The organism is Rhizobium sp. BK661 (assembly GCF_024808825.1).
GTDB lineage: Bacteria > Pseudomonadota > Alphaproteobacteria > Rhizobiales > Rhizobiaceae > Rhizobium.
Window position 1 is genome coordinate 255,028 of record NZ_JANTYT010000001.1, and the last position, 17,654, is coordinate 272,681.

Annotated in this window: 19 protein-coding genes; 10 read left to right on the forward strand and 9 right to left on the reverse strand. The window is 62.2% G+C overall.

The window, feature by feature from the left end; translation table 11 throughout:
* Positions 1-8: 8 nt before the first annotated feature.
* The 4 genes from FHX16_RS01220 to FHX16_RS01235 form a co-directional block, all read right to left on the reverse strand.
* The gene (locus tag FHX16_RS01220; RefSeq protein ID WP_183863430.1) at positions 9-1,646 is read right to left on the reverse strand and encodes an ABC transporter ATP-binding protein; all 1,638 of its coding nucleotides are present in this window, start codon (positions 1,644-1,646) and stop codon (positions 9-11) included.
* A complete protein-coding gene (locus FHX16_RS01225) occupies positions 1,643-2,791 on the reverse strand; it encodes an ABC transporter permease (RefSeq protein WP_183863551.1) in 1,149 nt (382 codons plus the stop codon). The genes FHX16_RS01220 and FHX16_RS01225 overlap by 4 nt, the downstream gene beginning before the upstream one ends.
* A complete protein-coding gene (locus FHX16_RS01230; RefSeq protein ID WP_183863432.1) occupies positions 2,791-3,885 on the reverse strand; it encodes a microcin C ABC transporter permease YejB in 1,095 nt (364 codons plus the stop codon). Before FHX16_RS01230 ends, FHX16_RS01225 begins: the two co-directional genes overlap by 1 nt.
* 156 nt (positions 3,886-4,041) lie before the next feature.
* Complete coding sequence (locus tag FHX16_RS01235) at positions 4,042-5,880, reverse strand: extracellular solute-binding protein (protein ID WP_183863434.1); 1,839 nt, start codon at positions 5,878-5,880, stop codon at positions 4,042-4,044.
* A 228-nt stretch (positions 5,881-6,108) separates the two neighbouring features.
* Here FHX16_RS01235 and mepA point away from each other — a divergent pair, with 228 nt between their 5' ends.
* From mepA to FHX16_RS01265, 6 genes are all read left to right on the forward strand, one after another.
* Positions 6,109-7,197, forward strand: a complete 1,089-nt coding sequence (gene mepA / locus FHX16_RS01240; protein WP_183863436.1) for a penicillin-insensitive murein endopeptidase — start codon at positions 6,109-6,111, stop codon at positions 7,195-7,197.
* Positions 7,198-7,289: 92 nt separating this feature from the next.
* A complete protein-coding gene (locus tag FHX16_RS01245; protein ID WP_037115063.1) occupies positions 7,290-7,670 on the forward strand; it encodes a methylglyoxal synthase in 381 nt (126 codons plus the stop codon).
* A 34-nt stretch (positions 7,671-7,704) separates the two neighbouring features.
* Complete coding sequence (locus FHX16_RS01250; protein ID WP_259126369.1) at positions 7,705-8,727, forward strand: glucokinase; 1,023 nt, start codon at positions 7,705-7,707, stop codon at positions 8,725-8,727.
* Positions 8,728-8,823: 96 nt separating this feature from the next.
* A complete protein-coding gene (locus FHX16_RS01255; RefSeq protein ID WP_183863440.1) occupies positions 8,824-10,611 on the forward strand; it encodes an ABC transporter ATP-binding protein in 1,788 nt (595 codons plus the stop codon).
* 20 nt (positions 10,612-10,631) lie between these two features.
* Complete coding sequence (gene dapB, locus FHX16_RS01260) at positions 10,632-11,456, forward strand: 4-hydroxy-tetrahydrodipicolinate reductase (protein WP_183863442.1); 825 nt, start codon at positions 10,632-10,634, stop codon at positions 11,454-11,456.
* A gap of 21 nt (positions 11,457-11,477) precedes the next feature.
* Complete coding sequence (locus FHX16_RS01265) at positions 11,478-12,113, forward strand: 2,3-bisphosphoglycerate-dependent phosphoglycerate mutase (RefSeq protein ID WP_183863444.1); 636 nt, start codon at positions 11,478-11,480, stop codon at positions 12,111-12,113.
* A gap of 62 nt (positions 12,114-12,175) precedes the next feature.
* On the opposite strand, the gene FHX16_RS01270 is transcribed toward FHX16_RS01265, so the two are convergent.
* Positions 12,176-12,589, reverse strand: coding sequence for a helix-turn-helix domain-containing protein (locus FHX16_RS01270; protein WP_183863446.1), 414 nt, complete (start codon positions 12,587-12,589; stop codon positions 12,176-12,178).
* 87 nt (positions 12,590-12,676) lie between these two features.
* Between FHX16_RS01270 and FHX16_RS01275 the strand changes: the two genes are divergently transcribed.
* Entirely contained in the window at positions 12,677-13,513 is an 837-nt protein-coding gene (locus tag FHX16_RS01275; RefSeq protein ID WP_183863448.1) for an oxidoreductase, read from the forward strand.
* Positions 13,514-13,559: 46 nt separating this feature from the next.
* On the opposite strand, the gene FHX16_RS01280 is transcribed toward FHX16_RS01275, so the two are convergent.
* The 3 genes from FHX16_RS01280 to FHX16_RS01290 are packed head-to-tail and all read right to left on the reverse strand — an operon-like array spanning position 13,560 to position 15,126.
* Positions 13,560-14,243 carry an MIP/aquaporin family protein gene (locus tag FHX16_RS01280; protein ID WP_183863450.1) on the reverse strand — a complete coding sequence of 228 codons (684 nt, stop codon included), beginning with the start codon at positions 14,241-14,243 and terminating at the stop codon, positions 13,560-13,562.
* The gene (locus tag FHX16_RS01285) at positions 14,243-14,773 is read right to left on the reverse strand and encodes an arsenate reductase ArsC (RefSeq protein WP_183863452.1); all 531 of its coding nucleotides are present in this window, start codon (positions 14,771-14,773) and stop codon (positions 14,243-14,245) included. The genes FHX16_RS01280 and FHX16_RS01285 overlap by 1 nt, the downstream gene beginning before the upstream one ends.
* Positions 14,770-15,126, reverse strand: coding sequence for a helix-turn-helix transcriptional regulator (locus tag FHX16_RS01290; RefSeq protein WP_183863454.1), 357 nt, complete (start codon positions 15,124-15,126; stop codon positions 14,770-14,772). Before FHX16_RS01290 ends, FHX16_RS01285 begins: the two co-directional genes overlap by 4 nt.
* Before the next feature lie 42 nt (positions 15,127-15,168).
* On the opposite strand from FHX16_RS01290, the gene FHX16_RS01295 reads away from it, so the two are divergent.
* Positions 15,169-15,699, forward strand: coding sequence for a DUF6428 family protein (locus FHX16_RS01295; protein ID WP_183863456.1), 531 nt, complete (start codon positions 15,169-15,171; stop codon positions 15,697-15,699).
* A 49-nt stretch (positions 15,700-15,748) separates the two neighbouring features.
* Here FHX16_RS01295 and phnF read toward each other — a convergent pair whose 3' ends face one another.
* Complete coding sequence (gene phnF / locus FHX16_RS01300; RefSeq protein WP_183863458.1) at positions 15,749-16,480, reverse strand: phosphonate metabolism transcriptional regulator PhnF; 732 nt, start codon at positions 16,478-16,480, stop codon at positions 15,749-15,751.
* Positions 16,481-16,578: 98 nt separating this feature from the next.
* On the opposite strand from phnF, the gene phnG reads away from it, so the two are divergent.
* Both phnG and phnH read left to right on the forward strand, forming a co-directional pair.
* On the forward strand, positions 16,579-17,046 hold the full coding sequence (gene phnG, locus FHX16_RS01305; protein ID WP_183863460.1) for a phosphonate C-P lyase system protein PhnG: 468 nt from the start codon (positions 16,579-16,581) through the stop codon (positions 17,044-17,046).
* Complete coding sequence (gene phnH, locus FHX16_RS01310) at positions 17,046-17,654, forward strand: phosphonate C-P lyase system protein PhnH (protein ID WP_259126370.1); 609 nt, start codon at positions 17,046-17,048, stop codon at positions 17,652-17,654. The genes phnG and phnH overlap by 1 nt, the downstream gene beginning before the upstream one ends.

Here is a 17,654-nt window from a genome sequence, read left to right on the forward strand (position 1 = left end):
GATCGTCTTTACTGTTGGACGGCGGGCGTCGGCACCGCCTCGATGTTGAAGGCGGCAGCCATCAGCGCCTTGGTATAGTCATCCTTCGGCGCACCGAAGATATCGGCGGACGATCCCTGTTCAACGACCTTGCCGAAGCGCATGACGATGACGTCGTTTGCCAGCGCCTTCACCACCTTCAGGTCGTGGCTGATGAAGAGGTAGGCGAGATCGTGCTTCTTCTGCAGATCTCGCAGGAGATCGACGACTTGCGCCTGGACGCTCATGTCGAGCGCCGAGGTCGGCTCGTCCAGCATCACGAAGCGTGGTTTCAGTACCATGGCGCGGGCTATGGCGATGCGCTGGCGCTGCCCGCCGGAGAATTCGTGCGGATAGCGCCAACGGGTCAGCGGATCGAGCCCGACCTCCTCCAGCGCCCAGCAGACCCGGCTGTCGCGCTCTTCATAGGAGAGCGACCGCTCATGCACCTTCAGACCCTCGGCAATGATGTCGCCGACCGACATGCGCGGGCTGAGCGAGCCATACGGATCCTGGAACACGACCTGCAGCTGGTTTCGCAGCGGTCGCATTTCCGTAAATGAATAGCTGGCTATATCCTCGCCGACGAAGCTGATCCGGCCCTGCGAGGAGATCAGCCGTGTCAGCGCGAGGCCGAGCGTCGTCTTGCCGGAACCGGATTCACCGACGACGCCGAGCGTCTGGCCAGCGCGCAGCTGCAGGTCGATGCCGTCGACGGCCTTCACATGATCGACGACCTTGCGCATCAGCCCGGCCTTGATCGGGAACCAGACGCGGATGTCGGATCCCTGCATCACGATCGGCTTCGAGGAATCGGCAACCGGTGGTTCACCGCGCGGCTCGGAGGCGAGCAGATGCCGCGTGTACTCATGCTTCGGATTGCGGAAGACTTCTTCCACCGTGCCGGTCTCGACGATCTTGCCTTTGGTCATGACGCAGACCCGATCGGCGAACTTGCGCACGATGCCGAGGTCGTGGGTGATGAACAGCATGGACATGCCATGCTGACCCTTCAGCTGCCGCAGCAATTCGAGGATCTGCGCCTGCACGGTGACGTCGAGCGCGGTCGTCGGCTCGTCGGCGATCAAAAGCTCCGGTCGGTTGGCGAGCGCCATGGCGATCATCACGCGTTGCCGCTGGCCGCCGGAAAGCTCGTGCGGATAGGCTTTCAGCCGCTTTTCCGGCTCGCGGATGCCGACCTGGTTCAGCAGTTCGAGTACCTTGGTGCGTGCCGCCTGACCGGTCACGCCCTGGTGCAGCTCGAGAATCTCTGCGATCTGCTTTTCGATCGTGTGCAGCGGGTTGAGCGATGTCATCGGCTCCTGGAAGATCATCGTGATGTCGTTGCCGCGCACCTCGCGCAACGCCTTGTCGGATGCCTTCAGGAGGTCTTTGCCCTTGAACAGGATTTCGCCGGAGGGATGGCTGGCCGCGGGGTAGGGGAGCAGCCGCAGGATCGAGTTGGCGGAGACCGACTTGCCCGAACCGGACTCCCCGACCAGCGCCACGACCTCGCCCTTGCGGATATCGAAAGAAACGTGATCGACAGCCAGCGATGTATCGCCGCCCTGGTGGAATGCCACCGAAAGATCGCGAACGGACAGCAGTGTTTCGGCAGCGTCACTCATTGAAACGTCTTCCTGGGATCGAATGCGTCACGAACCGCCTCGCCGATGAAGATCAACAGCGACAGCATGATCGACATGGTGAAGAACGCGGTCAGTCCGAGCCACGGCGCCTGCAGGTTGGCCTTGCCCTGTGCGATCATCTCGCCGAGCGACGGCGAGCCCGGCGGCATGCCGAAGCCGAGGAAGTCGAGCGAGGTCAGCGTGGTGATCGAGCCCGACAGGATGAACGGCAGGAAAGTCAGCGTCGCCACCATCGCGTTCGGCAGAAGATGCCGCCACATGATCGTCCTGTTGCCGACGCCCAGCGCTCTCGCCGCTCTGACATACTCGAAATTGCGCGCCCGCAGGAACTCGGCGCGTACGACGCCGACGAAGCCGACCCAGGAGAAGAGCAGCATGATCCCAAGCAGCACGAAGAAGCCGGGCGGCAGGATCGCCGCGATAATCAGCAGAATGTAGAGCACCGGCATCGACGACCAGATCTCGATGAAGCGCTGCAGTAAGAGGTCCGTCCAGCCGCCGAAATAGCCCTGGATCGCACCGGCGGTGACGCCAATGACGGCCGAGCAGATCGTCAGTACCAGGCCGAAGAGCACGGAGATGCGGAAGCCGTAGATGACGCGGGCAAGCACGTCACGCGCCTGATCGTCCGTGCCGAGCCAATTGAGGTTGCCGAAGTTGCAGCCGGGATCGGAAGCACCCTGCGGATATCCGGAGCAGCGCTCCTCCTTGCTCATCATCCAGAAGGGCGCCGTCGGCGCCGAATGCGGGATGTTCGAGTTGACGGACCGATAGGAGTAGTGGATCGGCGGCCAGATCATCCAGCCGTTGGCATTGATCTCGTCCGAGATCACGTCGGAGCGGTAATCGGTTTCCGCCAGAAACCCGCCGAACTTCTCCTCGGGGTAGTTGACCAGCACAGGGAACAGGATCTCGCCCTTGTAGGAGGCGATGATCGGCCGGTCGTTGGCGATGAACTCGGCAAACAGGCTGAGCACGAACAGCACGAGGAACAGCCACAAGGACCAGTAGCCGCGCCGGTTGGCCTTGAAGTTCTTCCAGCGCCTGATGTTGGTCGGCGACAGCAGCCCCTTGCGCGGCGGCTTGACCGGCGTTGCGGTCGTCGGATTGGCGGCGGTGTCCATCACACATCCCTCCGCTCGAAGTCGATGCGCGGATCGATCCATGTGTAGATCAGGTCGGAAACCAGGCTGACGAACAGGCCGAGCAGCGAGAAGATGTAAAGGGTCGCAAAGACGATCGGGTAGTCGCGGTTGACCACTGAGAGATAGCCGAGCCGCCCCAGCCCATCGAGCGAGAAGATGTTCTCGATCAGCAGCGAGCCGGTGAAGAAGGCGGAGATGAAGGCGCCGGGGAAACCGGCGATGATGATCAGCATGGCGTTGCGGAACACATGGCCGTAAAGCACCTGCCGTTCGTTCAGCCCCTTCGCCCGCGCTGTCACCACATATTGCTTCTTGATCTCCTCGATGAAGGAGTTCTTGGTCAGCAGCGTTGTCGTTGCAAAGGCGGCCAGCGAAAGCGAGATCAGCGGCAGCGTCAGGTGCCAGAAGTAGTCGAGCGGCTTCTGCCACCAGGCGAGCTGGTCGAAATTGTCGGAGACGAGGCCACGCAGCGGGAACCAGTCATAGAAGGATCCGCCGGCAAAGAGCACGATCAGCAGGATACCGAACAGGAAGCTCGGGACGGCGTAGCCAATGATGATGATACCCGAGGTCCAGACGTCGAAGGTCGAGCCGTCCTTGACCGCCTTGCGGATGCCGAGCGGGATCGAGATACCGTAGGAAAAGATCATGATCCAGATGCCGAGCGAGGCGGAAACCGGCAATTTTTCCTTGATCAGTTCGAGAACCGTGGTGTTGCGGAAGAAGCTCTCGCCGAAGTCGAAGCGGATGTAGTTCCACATCATCTCGCCGAAGCGCGTCAGCGGCGGCTTGTCGAAGCCGAACTGCTTTTCGAGCTTCTTGATCAGTTCAGGATCAAGCCCCTGCGCGCCGCGGTACTTCGAGCCGCCTTCGTCGAGGCCACCGCCGCCGAGAAGATCGCCGCCACCGCCTGAAAGCCGCGAGTCGGCGCCTTGCGCATCGCCGGTCAGCTGCGCAATTACCTGCTCGACCGGACCGCCCGGCGCGAACTGGATGACGGTGAATGAGATAGCCATGATGCCGATAATGGTCGGGATCATCAGAAGCAGGCGGCGAAGGATATAGGCTCCCATCAGCGAGCGGCCTCCGGGGGTTTCTGTCGTAGGCTGTCCAGTCTAACGCCGCTCAATCGTCAACCTTCCTTTGCCGGTCAGTCCCGGCACTGATCATGTCCGAAGTGATTCGGTTGGCCCATTTGGAGCCCAGCCGTCAGGCCAATGCAAGTCCGCTCATTTCTTGGCGGAAGACGACCACCAGACATCAGGGAAACCGGTCGAGTAGGTCGGATATTCGGCCGGCCGGGTGATCGTGTTCCAGTAGGTGATCGACTGCGTATCGCGGTAGAACAGCGGTACTACGTAGTGGCCCGCCAACAGCACGCGGTCGAGCGCCTTGATCGCCGCCACCTGCTCGTCTCGATCAGGCGCGAAGATCACCATGCGGATCAGCGCGTCGATTGCTGGGTCTGAAATGCCGGCATAGTTGCGCGAGCCCTGCTGGTTGGAGGAGCCGGAACCCCAGTAGTCCGCCTGTTCGTTGCCGGGGTTCATCGTCTCGGCCCACACGTTCCAGATCATGTCGTAGTCGAAGCTGCGCACGCGATTGGTATATTGCGAGGCGTCGACGGTGCGCACCCGCACATCTATGCCGATCTTCTTGAGGTTGTTGGCATAGGGCACGGCCCAGCGCTCGAAGATCGGGCTCGACAGCAGGATCTCGAAGCTCATCGGCTTGCCGGTCTGCGTGTTGACCATGCGGTTGCCCTTGATCTCCCAGCCGGCTTCCTTCAGCAGCTTGATCGCGGTGCGCAGGTTATCGCGGCTCTTCTGCGGGTCGCCGCCGACAGGGTTTGAATAGGTCGTGGTGAAAATCGAAGGCGAGAGCTTGTCCTTGAGGCCGGTGAGGATTTCGAGCTCGCGCCCCTGGGGTAGGCCGGAGGAAGCAAGCTCGGTATTCCAGAAATAGCTGTCGATGCGCTTGTAGCTATTGAAGGCGACAGTGCGGTTCAGTTCCTCGAAATCGAAACCGTAATTCAGCGCCTCGCGCACCTTCTCGTCCTTGAACGTGTCACGGCGGGTGTTCAGCACCATGGCCTGCATGATGCCGGTGGCGCGCAGTGCGTTCGGCACGTCCTCTTTCTTCACGCGGCCTTCCTTGACGGCGGGGAAATCATAGCCGGTCGCCCAGCGCGCGGCGAGAGTCTCCTGCCAGAAGTCGCTGTTGCCGGCGCGGAAGGCTTCGAACTCAACGTCACGGTCGGCATAGTAGGTGTAGGTGATCGAGCCGAAATTGTTCTGCCCGACATTCACGTTGAGGTCCTTGCCCCAATAGTCGTCGCGCAGCTCGTAGCGGATCGTCGCCCCTGCCGAGAATGCGGCGATCTTGTAAGGCCCGGAGCCCATGACCGGTTCCAGCGTCGTCTTGGCGATATCGCGCGGCTTGCCGTCGGCCCCCGTGCCTTCCCACCAGTGCTTCGGCACCACCACGAGCTGACCTAGGATATTGGGAAGCTCCTTGTTGTTCTTCTCGTCGAAGGTGAAGGTCACGTCGCGCTCGCCCGATTTCTCGGCCTTGACCACATGCTTGTAGTAGTTGGAAGCGAGCGGGTTGAGCTCCTTGACCTTGTCGAAGCTGAAGATCACGTCCTCAGGCGTGACGGGCTTGCCATCCGCCCACTTCGCCTCGGCGCGCAGCCGGAACGTCGCGCTCGAGACGTCGTCGGGATAGGAAAGCCCTTCCGCAAGCAGCCCGTAGGAGGCGAGCAGCTCGTCGTCCGCCGATTTCATCAGCGTCTCGAACGGCAGCGTCAGGCCGACCGCTGTTTGGCCCTTAGAAAGCAGCGGGTTGAACGTGTCGTAGGTGCCGGATGCCGATAACCTGAGATTACCGCCCTTCGGCGCATCCGGATTGACGTAGTCGAAATGTTTGAAGCCCGGCTTGTATTTCAGCTCGCTGATGACGGAACTGCCGATGCGGAAATTTGGCTCCTGGGCAACGGCCTGCACGGGCAACGCTATTGTGCCGAGAAGAGAAAAGACCACAGCAAGTTTCGACCACGTAAGCGCCATTCGCCAACCCCGATTGTTTTTCTGCTTTCGCCGACAATAGGCGAAAAGCAGGCGAAAAACAGGTGATGTGGGAGTTTTTGTCTGGCTCGCGAGATCGTGACCATTTGTTGCTCGGGCAAGCCTGGCTCATTCCCTGCTGTGCAAAACATCGATTCACCAAAATTGCTTTTCACGGTAGATTCGATTGCAAATCACTCGGCCTTGCGCCGCAGACGCTCAGGACATGGCATGGCTTTCCATACCACCAGGACTTTCCAGACATTTTTGAAATTGGCGTTCGCCGGCCTGCTTGGCACAAGCCTTGTTGCCGGCGAAGTCGGTGCCGAGCAGAAGCAACCGAGTCCCGGCAGCGCCAAGGCGATTTTCGGCTCCGTTTCCCTGCCGAACCAGGGAACAGCTCAGCCTTATGGCTTCTATGCCAAAGGCTGCATGTCCGGCGCCGTCGCGTTGCCGGTCGATGGACCCACGTGGCAAACCATGCGGCTTTCGCGCAATCGCCGCTGGGGCAATCCCGCCATGATCTCGCTCTTGGAGCGGCTGTCTCGCGATGCGGCAAAGTATGACGGATGGCCTGGTCTGCTCGTCGGCGACATCTCGCAGCCGCGCGGTGGACCGATGTTCAACGGTCATGCGTCACACCAGATCGGACTTGATGCCGACATCTGGCTGACGCCGATGCCCGCTCACCCACTCAGCATCGAAGAACGCGAAACGCTGCCCTTCACGACGATGCTGCAGAAGAACGCGTTCCTGACAATCAACCCCAACGTCTGGACCGAATCGCGCGCCAGGCTGTTGATGCGTGCGGCGAGCTATCCGCAGGTGGAGCGGATTTTCGTCAATCCAGCCATCAAGAAGAAGATGTGCGATACCTGGACGGGAGACCGCACCAATCTTGGCAAGCTGCGCCCGATCTACGGCCACGATTCGCACTTCCACATCCGCATCAAGTGCCCACCGGGCTCAACCGCCTGCAAGCCGCAAGCGCCGGTGCCAACTGACGACGGATGCGGAAAGCCGCTGGCATGGTGGTTCACCAAGGAACCCTGGGCGCCGCCGAAGCCACCGAAGCCCGGCACGAAGCCGGTCAAGCCGCGCGAAGTGATGGTTTCCGACCTTCCGAACGCCTGTGCCGCGGTTCTCGCAGCGCCGTCCGTCGACTCTATCCAGGCCGCGACGTTCGGCGGTGCTCCCGGTGCTCCCGGTGCTCCCGGCGCGCCCGCGGTTGCGCCTATGGCGGTGATGCCTGCCGCGACGTCCGACGAGGCGCTGCCCGACATCGGCCCGGTACCGGACGACAAGCCGTCCGGCGAGTGACGCATTGCCAGCACTGCAGCGGTCTTTCAAAAGACGGGCGCTTCGTATAGAAGCAGCCAAATCGATTGAATTTTCAGGCGGAGGTCCTTTTCATGGCCGGCGGCAAGTGCCTTGCATTGATTGCGCATGACCAGAAGAAGGACGACATGGCGGAGTTTGCCCGCCGCAACCGCGAGACATTCGCGAACTGGAAGATCGTTGCCACCGGTACAACGGGCGGCCGGGTGCTGGAGGCCGCTCCCGATCTCGATGTAACCCGCCTGAAAAGCGGCCCGCTCGGCGGCGACCAGCAGATCGGCGCCCTGATTGCGACCGGCGAAGTCGATGCTCTGATCTTTTTTGTCGATCCGCTGACGCCGATGCCGCATGATGTCGACGTCAAGGCTTTGATGCGGCTTGCAATCGTCTACGATATCCCGATGGCGCTGAACGAGGCGACCGCCGACAAGCTTATTGCCACCCTTCACGCGTAACCGGCGCTTGAAAGCGCCTCGCAGGGAAACTGCCATGCAACTCGACACCAGCGACACCGTCATGCCCTTTCCGATCCTGATCGGCGATATCGGCGGCACCAATGCCCGTTTTTCCATTATTCCGGATGCCGAGGCAGAGCAGATCCATTTTCCCAATGTCCGCACCGCCGATTTTGAGACGATCGATGATGCGATCCGCAGCTGCATTCTGGAAAAGAGCAGCCTGCGGCCGCGTTCGGCGATTCTGGCCGTTGCCGGGCCGATCAGCGCTGACGAAATTCCGTTGACGAACTGCGACTGGGTCGTGCGTCCGCGAACGATGATAGACGGTCTCGGTATCGAGGACGTTCTTGTCGTCAACGACTTCGAGGCACAGGCACTCGCAATCTCGGATCTCTCTGACGAACATCGTGAGCAGCTGGGCGACGCGTCCGGCGAGATGATCGCCTCGCGTCTCGTCCTCGGCCCCGGCACCGGTCTCGGTGTTGGCGGGCTCGTGCATGCACGTGGCGCGTGGATCCCCGTGCCAGGCGAGGGTGGCCACGTCGATCTCGGGCCGCGCACCGCACGCGACCTGCAGATCTTCCCCTATGTGGAAACGATCGAAGGCCGAGTATCGGCCGAGCAGATCCTCTGCGGCCGCGGCATCGTCAATCTCTACCGGGCGATCTGCACGGTGGATGGCATTGCCCCGGTCTATTCCGATCCGGCGGACATCACCTCCCATGCGTTGGCCGGTTCCGACGCCGTTGCCGTCGAGACGATCAGCCTGTTCTCTACCTATCTCGGCCGCGTTGCCGGCGATATGGCGATGATCTTCATGGCCCGCGGCGGCGTGTTTCTGTCGGGTGGCATCCCGCAGAAGATCCTTCCAGCACTGAAGAAACCGGAATTTCGCGCGGCGTTCGAGGACAAGGCGCCGCATTCCGAGCTATTGGCGACGATCCCGACCTATGTCGTAACGCACCCCCTCGCGGCTCTTGCCGGGCTGTCGTCGTATGCCCGCAAGCCCGAGAGTTTCGGGGTCTCGACCGACGGCCGTCGCTGGCGGGCCTAACGGCTCTGGTCAAAAGGCCGTCAACTCTTTATAGAGCCGCGCGAGCGCACGCAGTCATGAGGGCTCGCGTGTCCTGACACACAGGAAGACTGATTTTTGCAATCACCCGACACCCAGAAGACGCCCGTTAACAGCGACAGCATCACCGGCATCTTGAAGCGCATCCTCGCGGAAAACGGCCGTGATCATCTGTGGGGCTATGTTTTTGCGATCACCTGCCTCGTCATCGTCGCCCTGTCGACGGCGTATACCGCCTGGATCATGAAGTCCGTCGTCAATGAGGCGTTCCAGAACCGGCGTGCGGATATTGTCTGGGCGATCTGCTTTACAATTTTCATTGCCTTCGTCGCGCGCGGTTTCGCGAGCTACGGCCAGGCGGTGGTGCTCTCGAAGATCGGCAACAATATCGTGGCGCGATATCAGCAGCGTGCCTATTCGCACCTGATGAAGCTGTCGCTCGGCTACTTCAACCAGACGCGCTCGGCCCACGTCGTTTCGCAGCTCAATCAAAACATCAGCGGCATTCGCGATGTGATGAACCTGACGATCACCTCGACCGTGCGCGACCTTCTGACGTTCGTCTCGCTGCTGGCGGTGATGATCATCCAGGATCCGCTGCTGAGCCTCGCGGTGTTTGTTCTGGCGCCGCCTCTTCTTTACGCATTGCGATATGTGTCGAAGCGGCTTCGTACCGCGACAAAAGACGCGATCCACGTAAACAACCATGTCGCAGGCGCGATGCAGGAAACGATCCAGGGCATCGCTATCGTCAAGGCCTTCACCATGGAAGGCCAGCTGGAAGGCAAGGTTGACAGGCTCGTCGAGAGCGCAGAACGGCGCGCGAACCGGATCGCCCGCCTGTCGGAACGGACGGCACCGCTGACGGAAAGCTTTGCCGGCCTCGCGGTCGCCAGCGTCCTTGCCTATGCCGCCTACGGCACGATCTATAACAACATTCCACCGGGCGCCTTCTTCTCTTTCGTCACAGCGTTGCTGCTCGCATACGATCCCGCACGCCGCCTCGCGCGCCTGCAGGTGCAGATGGAGCGCGCTGTCGTCAACGCCCGCATGATCTACGAATTCCTCGACACGGTCCCGCATCAGCGCGACGTGCCGGACGCGAAGGCGCTCGTCGTCACGGACGCCAAAATCGAATTCCGCAACGTTTCCTTCGCCTACGGCGAGGATGAAGTGTTGCGCGATGTCAGCTTCTTCGCCGAAGGCGGCAAGACCACGGCGCTGGTTGGTCCGTCCGGCGCCGGCAAGTCGACGATCATCACCCTCATTCCGCGCTTCTATGATCCGAAGGCCGGTCAGATTCTGATCGATGGTCAGGACATCGCGCACGTAACGAAGCAGTCGCTGCGCGAGCAGCTGGCCTATGTTTCCCAGCAGCCGTACCTCTTCGAGGGCACGATTCGCGACAACATCCGGTATGGCCGCCAAGAGGCGACCGACGAGGACGTCGAACGCGCGGCCCGCCTGGCCTATGCGCATGAGTTCATTCTTGCGCAGCCGCAGGGCTACGACACGCCGGTCGGCGAGAATGGCGTGACGCTCTCCGGCGGTCAGCGCCAGAGGCTCTCCATCGCCCGCGCGCTGGTCCGCAACGCTCCGATCCTGCTGCTCGACGAGGCGACCTCGGCGCTCGACACCGAGTCCGAGGCGGCCGTTCAGAAGGCGCTCGATGAGGCCATGGTCGGCCGCACAGTGGTCGTGATCGCCCACCGTCTTTCGACCGTCGTCCGCGCCGACAAGATCGTCGTCATGCAGCAGGGCCGCATCATCGAAGAGGGCAACCACGACAGCCTTGCGCGGCGCAGCGACGGTCTCTACGCTCGACTCAACAATCTGCAGAGGCCGGCCGCCTCCGATGCCCGCTGACAATAGGATGATCGACTGACATGAGCGATGCTGCGATGAAACTGGTGGTGGTTGGCGCAGCAGGGCGCATGGGGCAGACGCTCATCCGTCTCATTCACGCCATTGACGGCGTGACATTGCATGCCGCCGTCGAGCGCACCGGCTCGCCCTTCCTCGGCAAGGACGCCGGCGAAATTGCCGGTCTCGGCCCGAATGGCGTGATCATCGGCGATGATCCGCTGGCGGCCTTTCTCCATGCCGAAGGCGTTCTCGATTTCACGTCGCCCGCCGGCACGGTGGAATTCGCCGCCTTGGCGGCCCAGGCACGCATTGTCCACGTCATCGGCACGACCGGCTGCTCGGTCGACGACGACGCGAAGATCGCGGCTGCTGCCCGTCACGCCCGTGTCGTGAAATCAGGCAATATGGGCCTCGGCGTCAACCTGCTCAGCGTCCTCGTCGAACAGGCGGCTCGTGCCCTGGAACCTGCCGACTGGGATATCGAAGTTCTCGAAATGCATCACAAGCGCAAGGTCGATGCACCCTCAGGCACCGCACTGCTGCTTGGCGACGCGGCGGCCAAGGGCAGAGGCATCGACCTCGCCTCGCATTCGGTGCGGGTGCGCGACGGTCACACCGGCCCGCGCGAGCAGGGCACCATCGGCTTTGCGACGCTGCGCGGCGGCTCCGTCGTCGGCGAGCATTCGGTGATCTTCGCCGGCGAGGGCGAAACCGTAACGATGTCGCACAGCGCCACCGACCGCTCGATCTTCGGCCGCGGCGCCGTCAAGGCAGCGCTCTGGGCGCGCGACAAGAAGCCCGGTCTCTATTCCATGCTCGACGTGCTCGGGCTTTCTTCAAAGTAATCTTTTTCGGAGGCATTTTTCATGAGCGGCACTCTCGTCCTCGTTCGCCACGGCCAGAGCGACTGGAACCTCAAGAACCTTTTCACCGGCTGGAAGGACCCTGACCTGACCGAACTCGGCATTCAGGAAGCCAACACCGGCGGCAAGGCGCTCGCCGATTACGGCATCAAGTTCGACGTCGCCTTCACCTCGGATCTGAAGCGCGCCCAGGACACGCTGAAGATCATCCTCGACAACGTCGGTCAGCCGGACCTCAAGGCCTTCAGGGATCAGGCGCTGAACGAGCGCGACTACGGCGATCTCTCCGGTCTCAACAAGGACGACGCCCGCGCCAAGTGGGGTGAAGAGCAGGTCCATATCTGGCGCCGCTCCTACGATGTTCCGCCTCCGGGCGGCGAAAGCCTGCGCGACACCGGCGCCCGCGTCTGGCCGTACTACCTGACCGAAATCCTGCCCCGCGTCCTGCGCGGCGAAAAGGTGCTGGTCGCCGCCCACGGCAACTCGTTGCGCTCTCTGGTCATGGTTCTTGACCGTCTGACCAAGGAACAGATCCTGGCGCTGAACCTCGCGACCGGCGTTCCGATGGTCTACAAGCTCAACGCCGACTCGACCGTCGCTTCCAAGGAAGTGCTTGGCGATATGTCCGGCGCGCATTGATATCGATTGCGCCTCGCACGTCCGGCTGCGCGGCGCTTTCCAGCCTTGTCGCCACCAGCTTACTAGCTCTTTGACGTGGCTCCCGCCCGGGGCGCCTTTGCTCGGGCCGCCTCGAAATCCGGCAGGCGGTTGGCGATCCACTGCCAGAGCGTCACTACCTCCACCAGAAGCTCGCCGCCGAGCGGCGTCAGTTCATACTCCACCCGCGGCGGCACCTGTGGGTAGAGCGTCCGCGTCACCAGCCCGTCGCTTTCGAGCGTCCGCAGTGTCTGCGTCAGCACCTTCTGGCTGATCCCCTCGACCCGCTCCAGAACCCGCGAAAAGCGCAAGGGGGCCTTGGCCTCGGCAAGGATGTGCATGACGCGCAGCGGCCACTTTGCGCTGGCGCGCTCCAGCATCTCGCGGGCCAGCGCATCCTGCGCGTCGGTCAGTGTCTCGCAAAAATCGAATGTACCATCGTCCAGGTCAGTTACCATTAGGTATGTATAGCTCCTGCGGGTGCCTTCTTTCAAGATGAAACCGACTTGCCTATATGGTCTTGCGACGGATCAAGGAGATTTTGGATGTCACAGGTTTGGTTGATTACAGGCAGCTCTCGCGGCCTCGGCAGGGCGCTTGCGGAAGCGGTGCTGGCGGCAGGGCACAAGCTGGTCGCGACCGCGCGCGATCCATCGCAGCTAGAGGATATCAAGCACCGCTACCCCGCCAATGTCTTGACGATTCCTCTTGATGTGACCGACGAGCAATCGGCCGCATCAGCCGTGAAGGCAGCGGTTGAGACGTTCGGACGCCTCGACGTGCTCGTCAACAATGCAGGCTACGGCGACGTCGGATCGATCGAGGATACCAGCCTTGCCGATTTCCGCGCCCAGATCGAAACCAACCTGTTTGGAACAATCATCGTCACCAAGGCGGCGCTGCCGCTGATGCGCGAGCAGGGTTCCGGTCACATCATCCAGTTTTCCTCCGTCGGCGGCCGCATCGGCCCAGCCGGCCGCGCGCCTTATGCGGCCGCAAAGTGGGGCGTCGAAGGTTTCTCGGAGGTGCTTTCCCGGGAAGTCGGTCCGCTCGGCATCAAGGTGACGATCATCGAGCCCGGCGGCTTCAGGACCGATTTTGCTGGCGCCTCTACCACGCTCCGAGAAGGGCGCCCGGAATACGAAGACACCGTCGGCAAGATGGCCCGCTACCAGCGCGACTACAACGGCAAACAACCGGGCGATCCAGCAAAGGCGGCCACGGTAATCATCCATGTCGCCGCTCTCGCTGAACCACCGCTGCGCCTGTTGCTCGGCAGCGATGCGGTGCGCGGCGTCGAGCAGAACGATGCGGTGCGAGCCAAGGAGCATGTGGCCTGGCGGGATCTCAGTGTCTCCACCGACTTCGAGCCCGGTCGCTGATGCCTCCATCCACGGTCGCCTTTCTGCACGCGGCTGGGCGTGAAATTTAGGCTCTGCCGGTCTGAGCACTACTTGGCCGCAGAAGCCAAGTACACAGGATGAGGGCGGCGACCGCTCCGGCAATCTCGGCGAGCCAGAATCCCGGCAGGTCGACCGGACGGATCCCGGAGAAGGTGTTGGTCAACGATCGTGCCAAAGCGACGGCGGGATTGGCGAACGAGGTCGAGGCAGTGAACCAATAGGCGGCCGTGATGTAGAGCCCCACCAGCCAGGGCACTGCTTTTTGTTCGAACTTGACGCTGGCGAGGATCACCGCCACCAGCCCGAACGTTGCAACGCCTTCTGAAAACCACTGCGCGCCGCCGGTACGGACCTTGGTCGACATTTCAACAAGTGGCAGGGCGAACATCAGGTGAGCGGCGATCGTGCCAGCCACGCCGCCGACGATCTGAGCCAGGATGTATCCCCCAAAGTCGCGCTTCGGCAACCTGCGGGAGAGAGCGAAAACCAGCGAGACCGCAGGATTGAATTGGGCGCCGGAGATCGGGCCGAGGATGGTGATCAATACCACCAGGATCGCGCCCGTCGCCAGCGTGTTACCCAACAGTGCCAGGCCGACATCCTGGGTGAGCGATGCCGCCATGATGCCGGAGCCGACCACTGTTGCGACAAGCATCGCTGTCCCGAGCGCTTCTGCAACCAGCCGGCGCGGCAGATCAAACCCGGCCATCAGCTTGCCTTGGGCTGCCGGATGCTGGTGCCTTCGAGGGCGCCGATCTGGCGCAGGTGCGTTTCCAGCGCAAGCTTGTCGATCGAGGACAGCGGCAGGCTCAGAAAAGCAGTGATACGATTCTTCAGGAAGCGGGCGGCTTGCGCGAAGGCGCGGCCCTTGTCGACTTCGCTGCCTTCGACGGTAGCGGGATCCTCAACACCCCAATGAGCAGTCATGGGATGGCCAATCCACACCGGACAGGCCTCGCCGGCTGCGCTGTCGCAGACCGTGAAGATGAAGTCCATCTCCGGAGCGCCTGGCGCGGCGAATTCGTCCCAGTTCTTCGAACGGAATCCGGTCGACGGATAGCCTTGCGCTTGCAGCTCCTTCAATGCGTAAGGGTTGACCTCTCCCTTCGGCTGGCTGCCGGCCGAATACGCTTTGAACCGGCCTTTGCCTTCCGTGTTGAGAATGGATTCGGCCAGGATCGAGCGAGCGGAATTGCCGGTGCAAAGAAAGAGCACGTTGTAGGTGCGGTCGGTGGTCATTGCAGTTCCTCCTCCATCTTAGGGGCGCAACAGGCCGCAACCTCGGCGGCGGGCGCGCAGATTTCCGGGTGTCCGGAGCAGCAGTCTTCCATCAGGAAGCGAACCAGGCCGCCGAGCGCCTCGTAGTTTGCGGTGTAGATGATCGATCGGGATTCTCGCTGTTGCGCGATCAGGCCAGAGCGTTCCAGTTCCTTCAGGTGGAAGGAGATGTTGGAGGGCGATACCTCCGCCTGTTCTGCGATTGCGCCCGCCGCCATGCCTTTTGGGCCGGCGACCACGAGCATGCGGATGATTTGCAGGCGGGTTTCCTGAGATAGCGCGCCGAACGCAACGAGGGCTTGACGTTGATCCATATTTCAACAATCCTTGAATAATTGAAATTAGGAATAACGCAGATGGATACGATCGACAATAGCAAAGTTCAGGAAGACGATATCACGCTCTGCCAGCTACTCGGCGTGCTTACGGGCGCCAACGATTTTCCGCTGATATTCTACTACGACGGACGACCGGTGAAGCCGGGCTATCATGTCACCGAGGTAAAGGCCGGCCAGTTCTCGGCGCTGGACTGCGGTGCCAACCGGGAAGCATGGACGGAGATCTTCGTTCAGCTTTGGGATATCGAGGAGGACGACCGTACCCATATGCCTGCCGGCAAATTCCTCGCGATCATCCGCAAGGTTACTGAGGCCGTGAAGATCGACGATTCAGCCAAATTGACATTCGAAGTCAGCGACGGCGTTCAACCGATGCAGCTTTACCGCGCCGCGATGCCAGTGCTGCGCGACGGCACCGTGCACGTCGACCTGTCGCCGCGGCCGGCGAGCTGCAAGCCGCGCGATCGCTGGCTTGCGGAACAGCCCGCACAATCTTGCTGTATTCCCACTGCGAGCGCGAAGCCGGTTGACGCTGAGCCGAGCGCGTGACTGTCGGGCGAGGGCGGCTGATCAACGCCAGGTTTTCAGACGCGCCCTCTCAATTCTCGATCGTGAACTGTACGCGGTCGGCCGCAAACCGGCTGATCGCATATTGCACCGGCACGCCTTCGAGGTCGGTGTTGACGGCCTTGGTGATCAGCAGGATCGCGCCGGGCGCCAGTTCGAGTGCTGCGGTATCCGCCTCATCGGCATGGACGGCGGTGATCTCGGTGGTCGCGCGCACGTAGTCGGATAGTCCAAGCTCCGCAAAGGCCTTGGTGATCGATTCCGTCCGCTTGTAGGCGTCGGGCATGCCGCCGAAGCGCGCGGCCGGAAACCACGCCGTCGCGCAGGAGACCGGGCGGCCATCGGCCTTGCGCACCGTTTCCATGCGCACGACAGGCTCGCCCGGCCGGATCTTCAGCCCGCGCGCCACGTCCGCGTCAGCCTTCTCCTCCGAATGGGAAAGCAGCAGTGCGCGCATCTCGCGCGCCTGCTCGCCGATCCCTGTTGTAAACCGGGTGCGCTTGGTGATCGGAAAGTTCAGCCGCTCCTTGCGCTCGATCAGCGTGCCGCGCCCCTGCACGGCGCGCACGATACCCTCCTGGGCAAGGGCAGCGATCGCGCTTCTGACTGTATGTCTGTTGACGCCGAACTGCAGCGCCAGCACCGTCTCCGGCGGCACCATGCCGGTCTCGTCATAGGCACCGGCGCTGATCGCCTGGCGAATGCGGTCGGCGATCTGCCGCCACAGCGCCACGCCCGTCTGTCTTTGTACCTGCCCCGCCATTTTACCCCTTGATGTCACACGCTTGTCATGTCGCCGATTTAAGCGTAACCATATCTTGTATAGTTGTCTATATCAATAAACATTTAAAGGATGTGGCGATGACCTTAGCGGAAAAGAATGAGCCGGGGGCAGGTGGGCGCAAGCGCGTCGTCGACCTGCTTGCGCGTGCGGAGCGGCAGGAGCTGGTCGCGGCTTGGGACAAGCTGGCGGAAAAGCCGGCGGTCCAGCCTGTGCGCGGACCGGAAACGGGCCTCGTCATGGTCCGGGGTCGGATGGGCGGCGGCGGTGCGCCGTTCAACCTCGGTGAGGTGACGGTGACCCGCGCCACCGTGCGCCTTGCCTCGGGCTCAGTCGGTCACGCCCAGGCGCTCGGCACCGATCGTGAGAAGGCCCGGCTCTCCGCCATCTTCGACGCCCTCTGGCAGGAGCAGACCACACAATCCTTCGTCGAGCAGGCGCTGCTGCAGCCGGTCGCCGCACGCGTGGCGGATGCCGATCGCCGCAAGGCCGATGAGACGGCAGCAACCCGCGTCGATTTCTTCACCATGGTTCGCGGAGACGACTGATGAGCCTCAAGACGGAAGTTCTGACTGGTGGCTTTGCCGAGCCGGTCTTCCACGCCCAGCGGGTTTTCAAGCTGATGATGGATGCGATGGCGCGTCCGGGCACGATCCAGACGGTTTCCCCCGATGCTTTGCCGCCGGCCCCCCTCGGCGTTGCGGCAGGCGCGATCGCGCTGACGCTCTGCGATCACGATACCCCGGTCTGGCTGTCATCAGGTCTCGCGAAATCCGCCGTGCCGCAATGGCTCGGCTTCCACACCGGCGCGCCTGTCACGCCGGAGAAGGCCGGAGCGCGCTTCGCCTTCGTCGAAGCCGGAACGCCTCTGTCGTCCTTCGGTCTCTTTGCCGCCGGCACCCAGGAGTATCCTGACCGTTCGACGACACTGGTCATCGAACTGGCGGATATCGAAGGCGGCCGCAAGCTGGCGCTCATGGGCCCTGGCATCAAGACGGTCACCGATATCGCGCCGCTTGGCCTGCCCGACACCTTCCTGCGCCTCTGGACGGAGAACCGCGCCCTCTTCCCGCGCGGCATCGACATCGTGCTGACCTCGGGCAGCCGGTTCGTCTGCCTGCCGCGCACCACCAAGATCACCGCAACGGAGATGTGA

Bases quoted from the DNA above. Each gene is read 5' to 3' on its own strand.
- FHX16_RS01220 (WP_183863430.1), bottom strand. From the start codon at position 1,646: ATGAGTGACGCTGCCGAAACACTGCTGTCCGTTCGCGATCTTTCGGTG.
- FHX16_RS01225 (WP_183863551.1), bottom strand. From the start codon at position 2,791: ATGGACACCGCCGCCAATCCGACGACCGCAACGCCGGTCAAGCCGCCG.
- FHX16_RS01230 (WP_183863432.1), bottom strand. From the start codon at position 3,885: ATGGGAGCCTATATCCTTCGCCGCCTGCTTCTGATGATCCCGACCATT.
- FHX16_RS01235 (WP_183863434.1), bottom strand. From the start codon at position 5,880: ATGGCGCTTACGTGGTCGAAACTTGCTGTGGTCTTTTCTCTTCTCGGC.
- mepA (WP_183863436.1), top strand. From the start codon at position 6,109: ATGGCTTTCCATACCACCAGGACTTTCCAGACATTTTTGAAATTGGCG.
- FHX16_RS01245 (WP_037115063.1), top strand. From the start codon at position 7,290: ATGGCCGGCGGCAAGTGCCTTGCATTGATTGCGCATGACCAGAAGAAG.
- FHX16_RS01250 (WP_259126369.1), top strand. From the start codon at position 7,705: ATGCAACTCGACACCAGCGACACCGTCATGCCCTTTCCGATCCTGATC.
- dapB (WP_183863442.1), top strand. From the start codon at position 10,632: ATGAGCGATGCTGCGATGAAACTGGTGGTGGTTGGCGCAGCAGGGCGC.
- FHX16_RS01265 (WP_183863444.1), top strand. From the start codon at position 11,478: ATGAGCGGCACTCTCGTCCTCGTTCGCCACGGCCAGAGCGACTGGAAC.
- FHX16_RS01270 (WP_183863446.1), bottom strand. From the start codon at position 12,589: ATGGTAACTGACCTGGACGATGGTACATTCGATTTTTGCGAGACACTG.
- FHX16_RS01275 (WP_183863448.1), top strand. From the start codon at position 12,677: ATGTCACAGGTTTGGTTGATTACAGGCAGCTCTCGCGGCCTCGGCAGG.
- FHX16_RS01280 (WP_183863450.1), bottom strand. From the start codon at position 14,243: ATGGCCGGGTTTGATCTGCCGCGCCGGCTGGTTGCAGAAGCGCTCGGG.
- FHX16_RS01285 (WP_183863452.1), bottom strand. From the start codon at position 14,773: ATGACCACCGACCGCACCTACAACGTGCTCTTTCTTTGCACCGGCAAT.
- FHX16_RS01290 (WP_183863454.1), bottom strand. From the start codon at position 15,126: ATGGATCAACGTCAAGCCCTCGTTGCGTTCGGCGCGCTATCTCAGGAA.
- FHX16_RS01295 (WP_183863456.1), top strand. From the start codon at position 15,169: ATGGATACGATCGACAATAGCAAAGTTCAGGAAGACGATATCACGCTC.
- phnF (WP_183863458.1), bottom strand. From the start codon at position 16,480: ATGGCGGGGCAGGTACAAAGACAGACGGGCGTGGCGCTGTGGCGGCAG.
- phnG (WP_183863460.1), top strand. From the start codon at position 16,579: ATGACCTTAGCGGAAAAGAATGAGCCGGGGGCAGGTGGGCGCAAGCGC.
- phnH (WP_259126370.1), top strand. From the start codon at position 17,046: ATGAGCCTCAAGACGGAAGTTCTGACTGGTGGCTTTGCCGAGCCGGTC.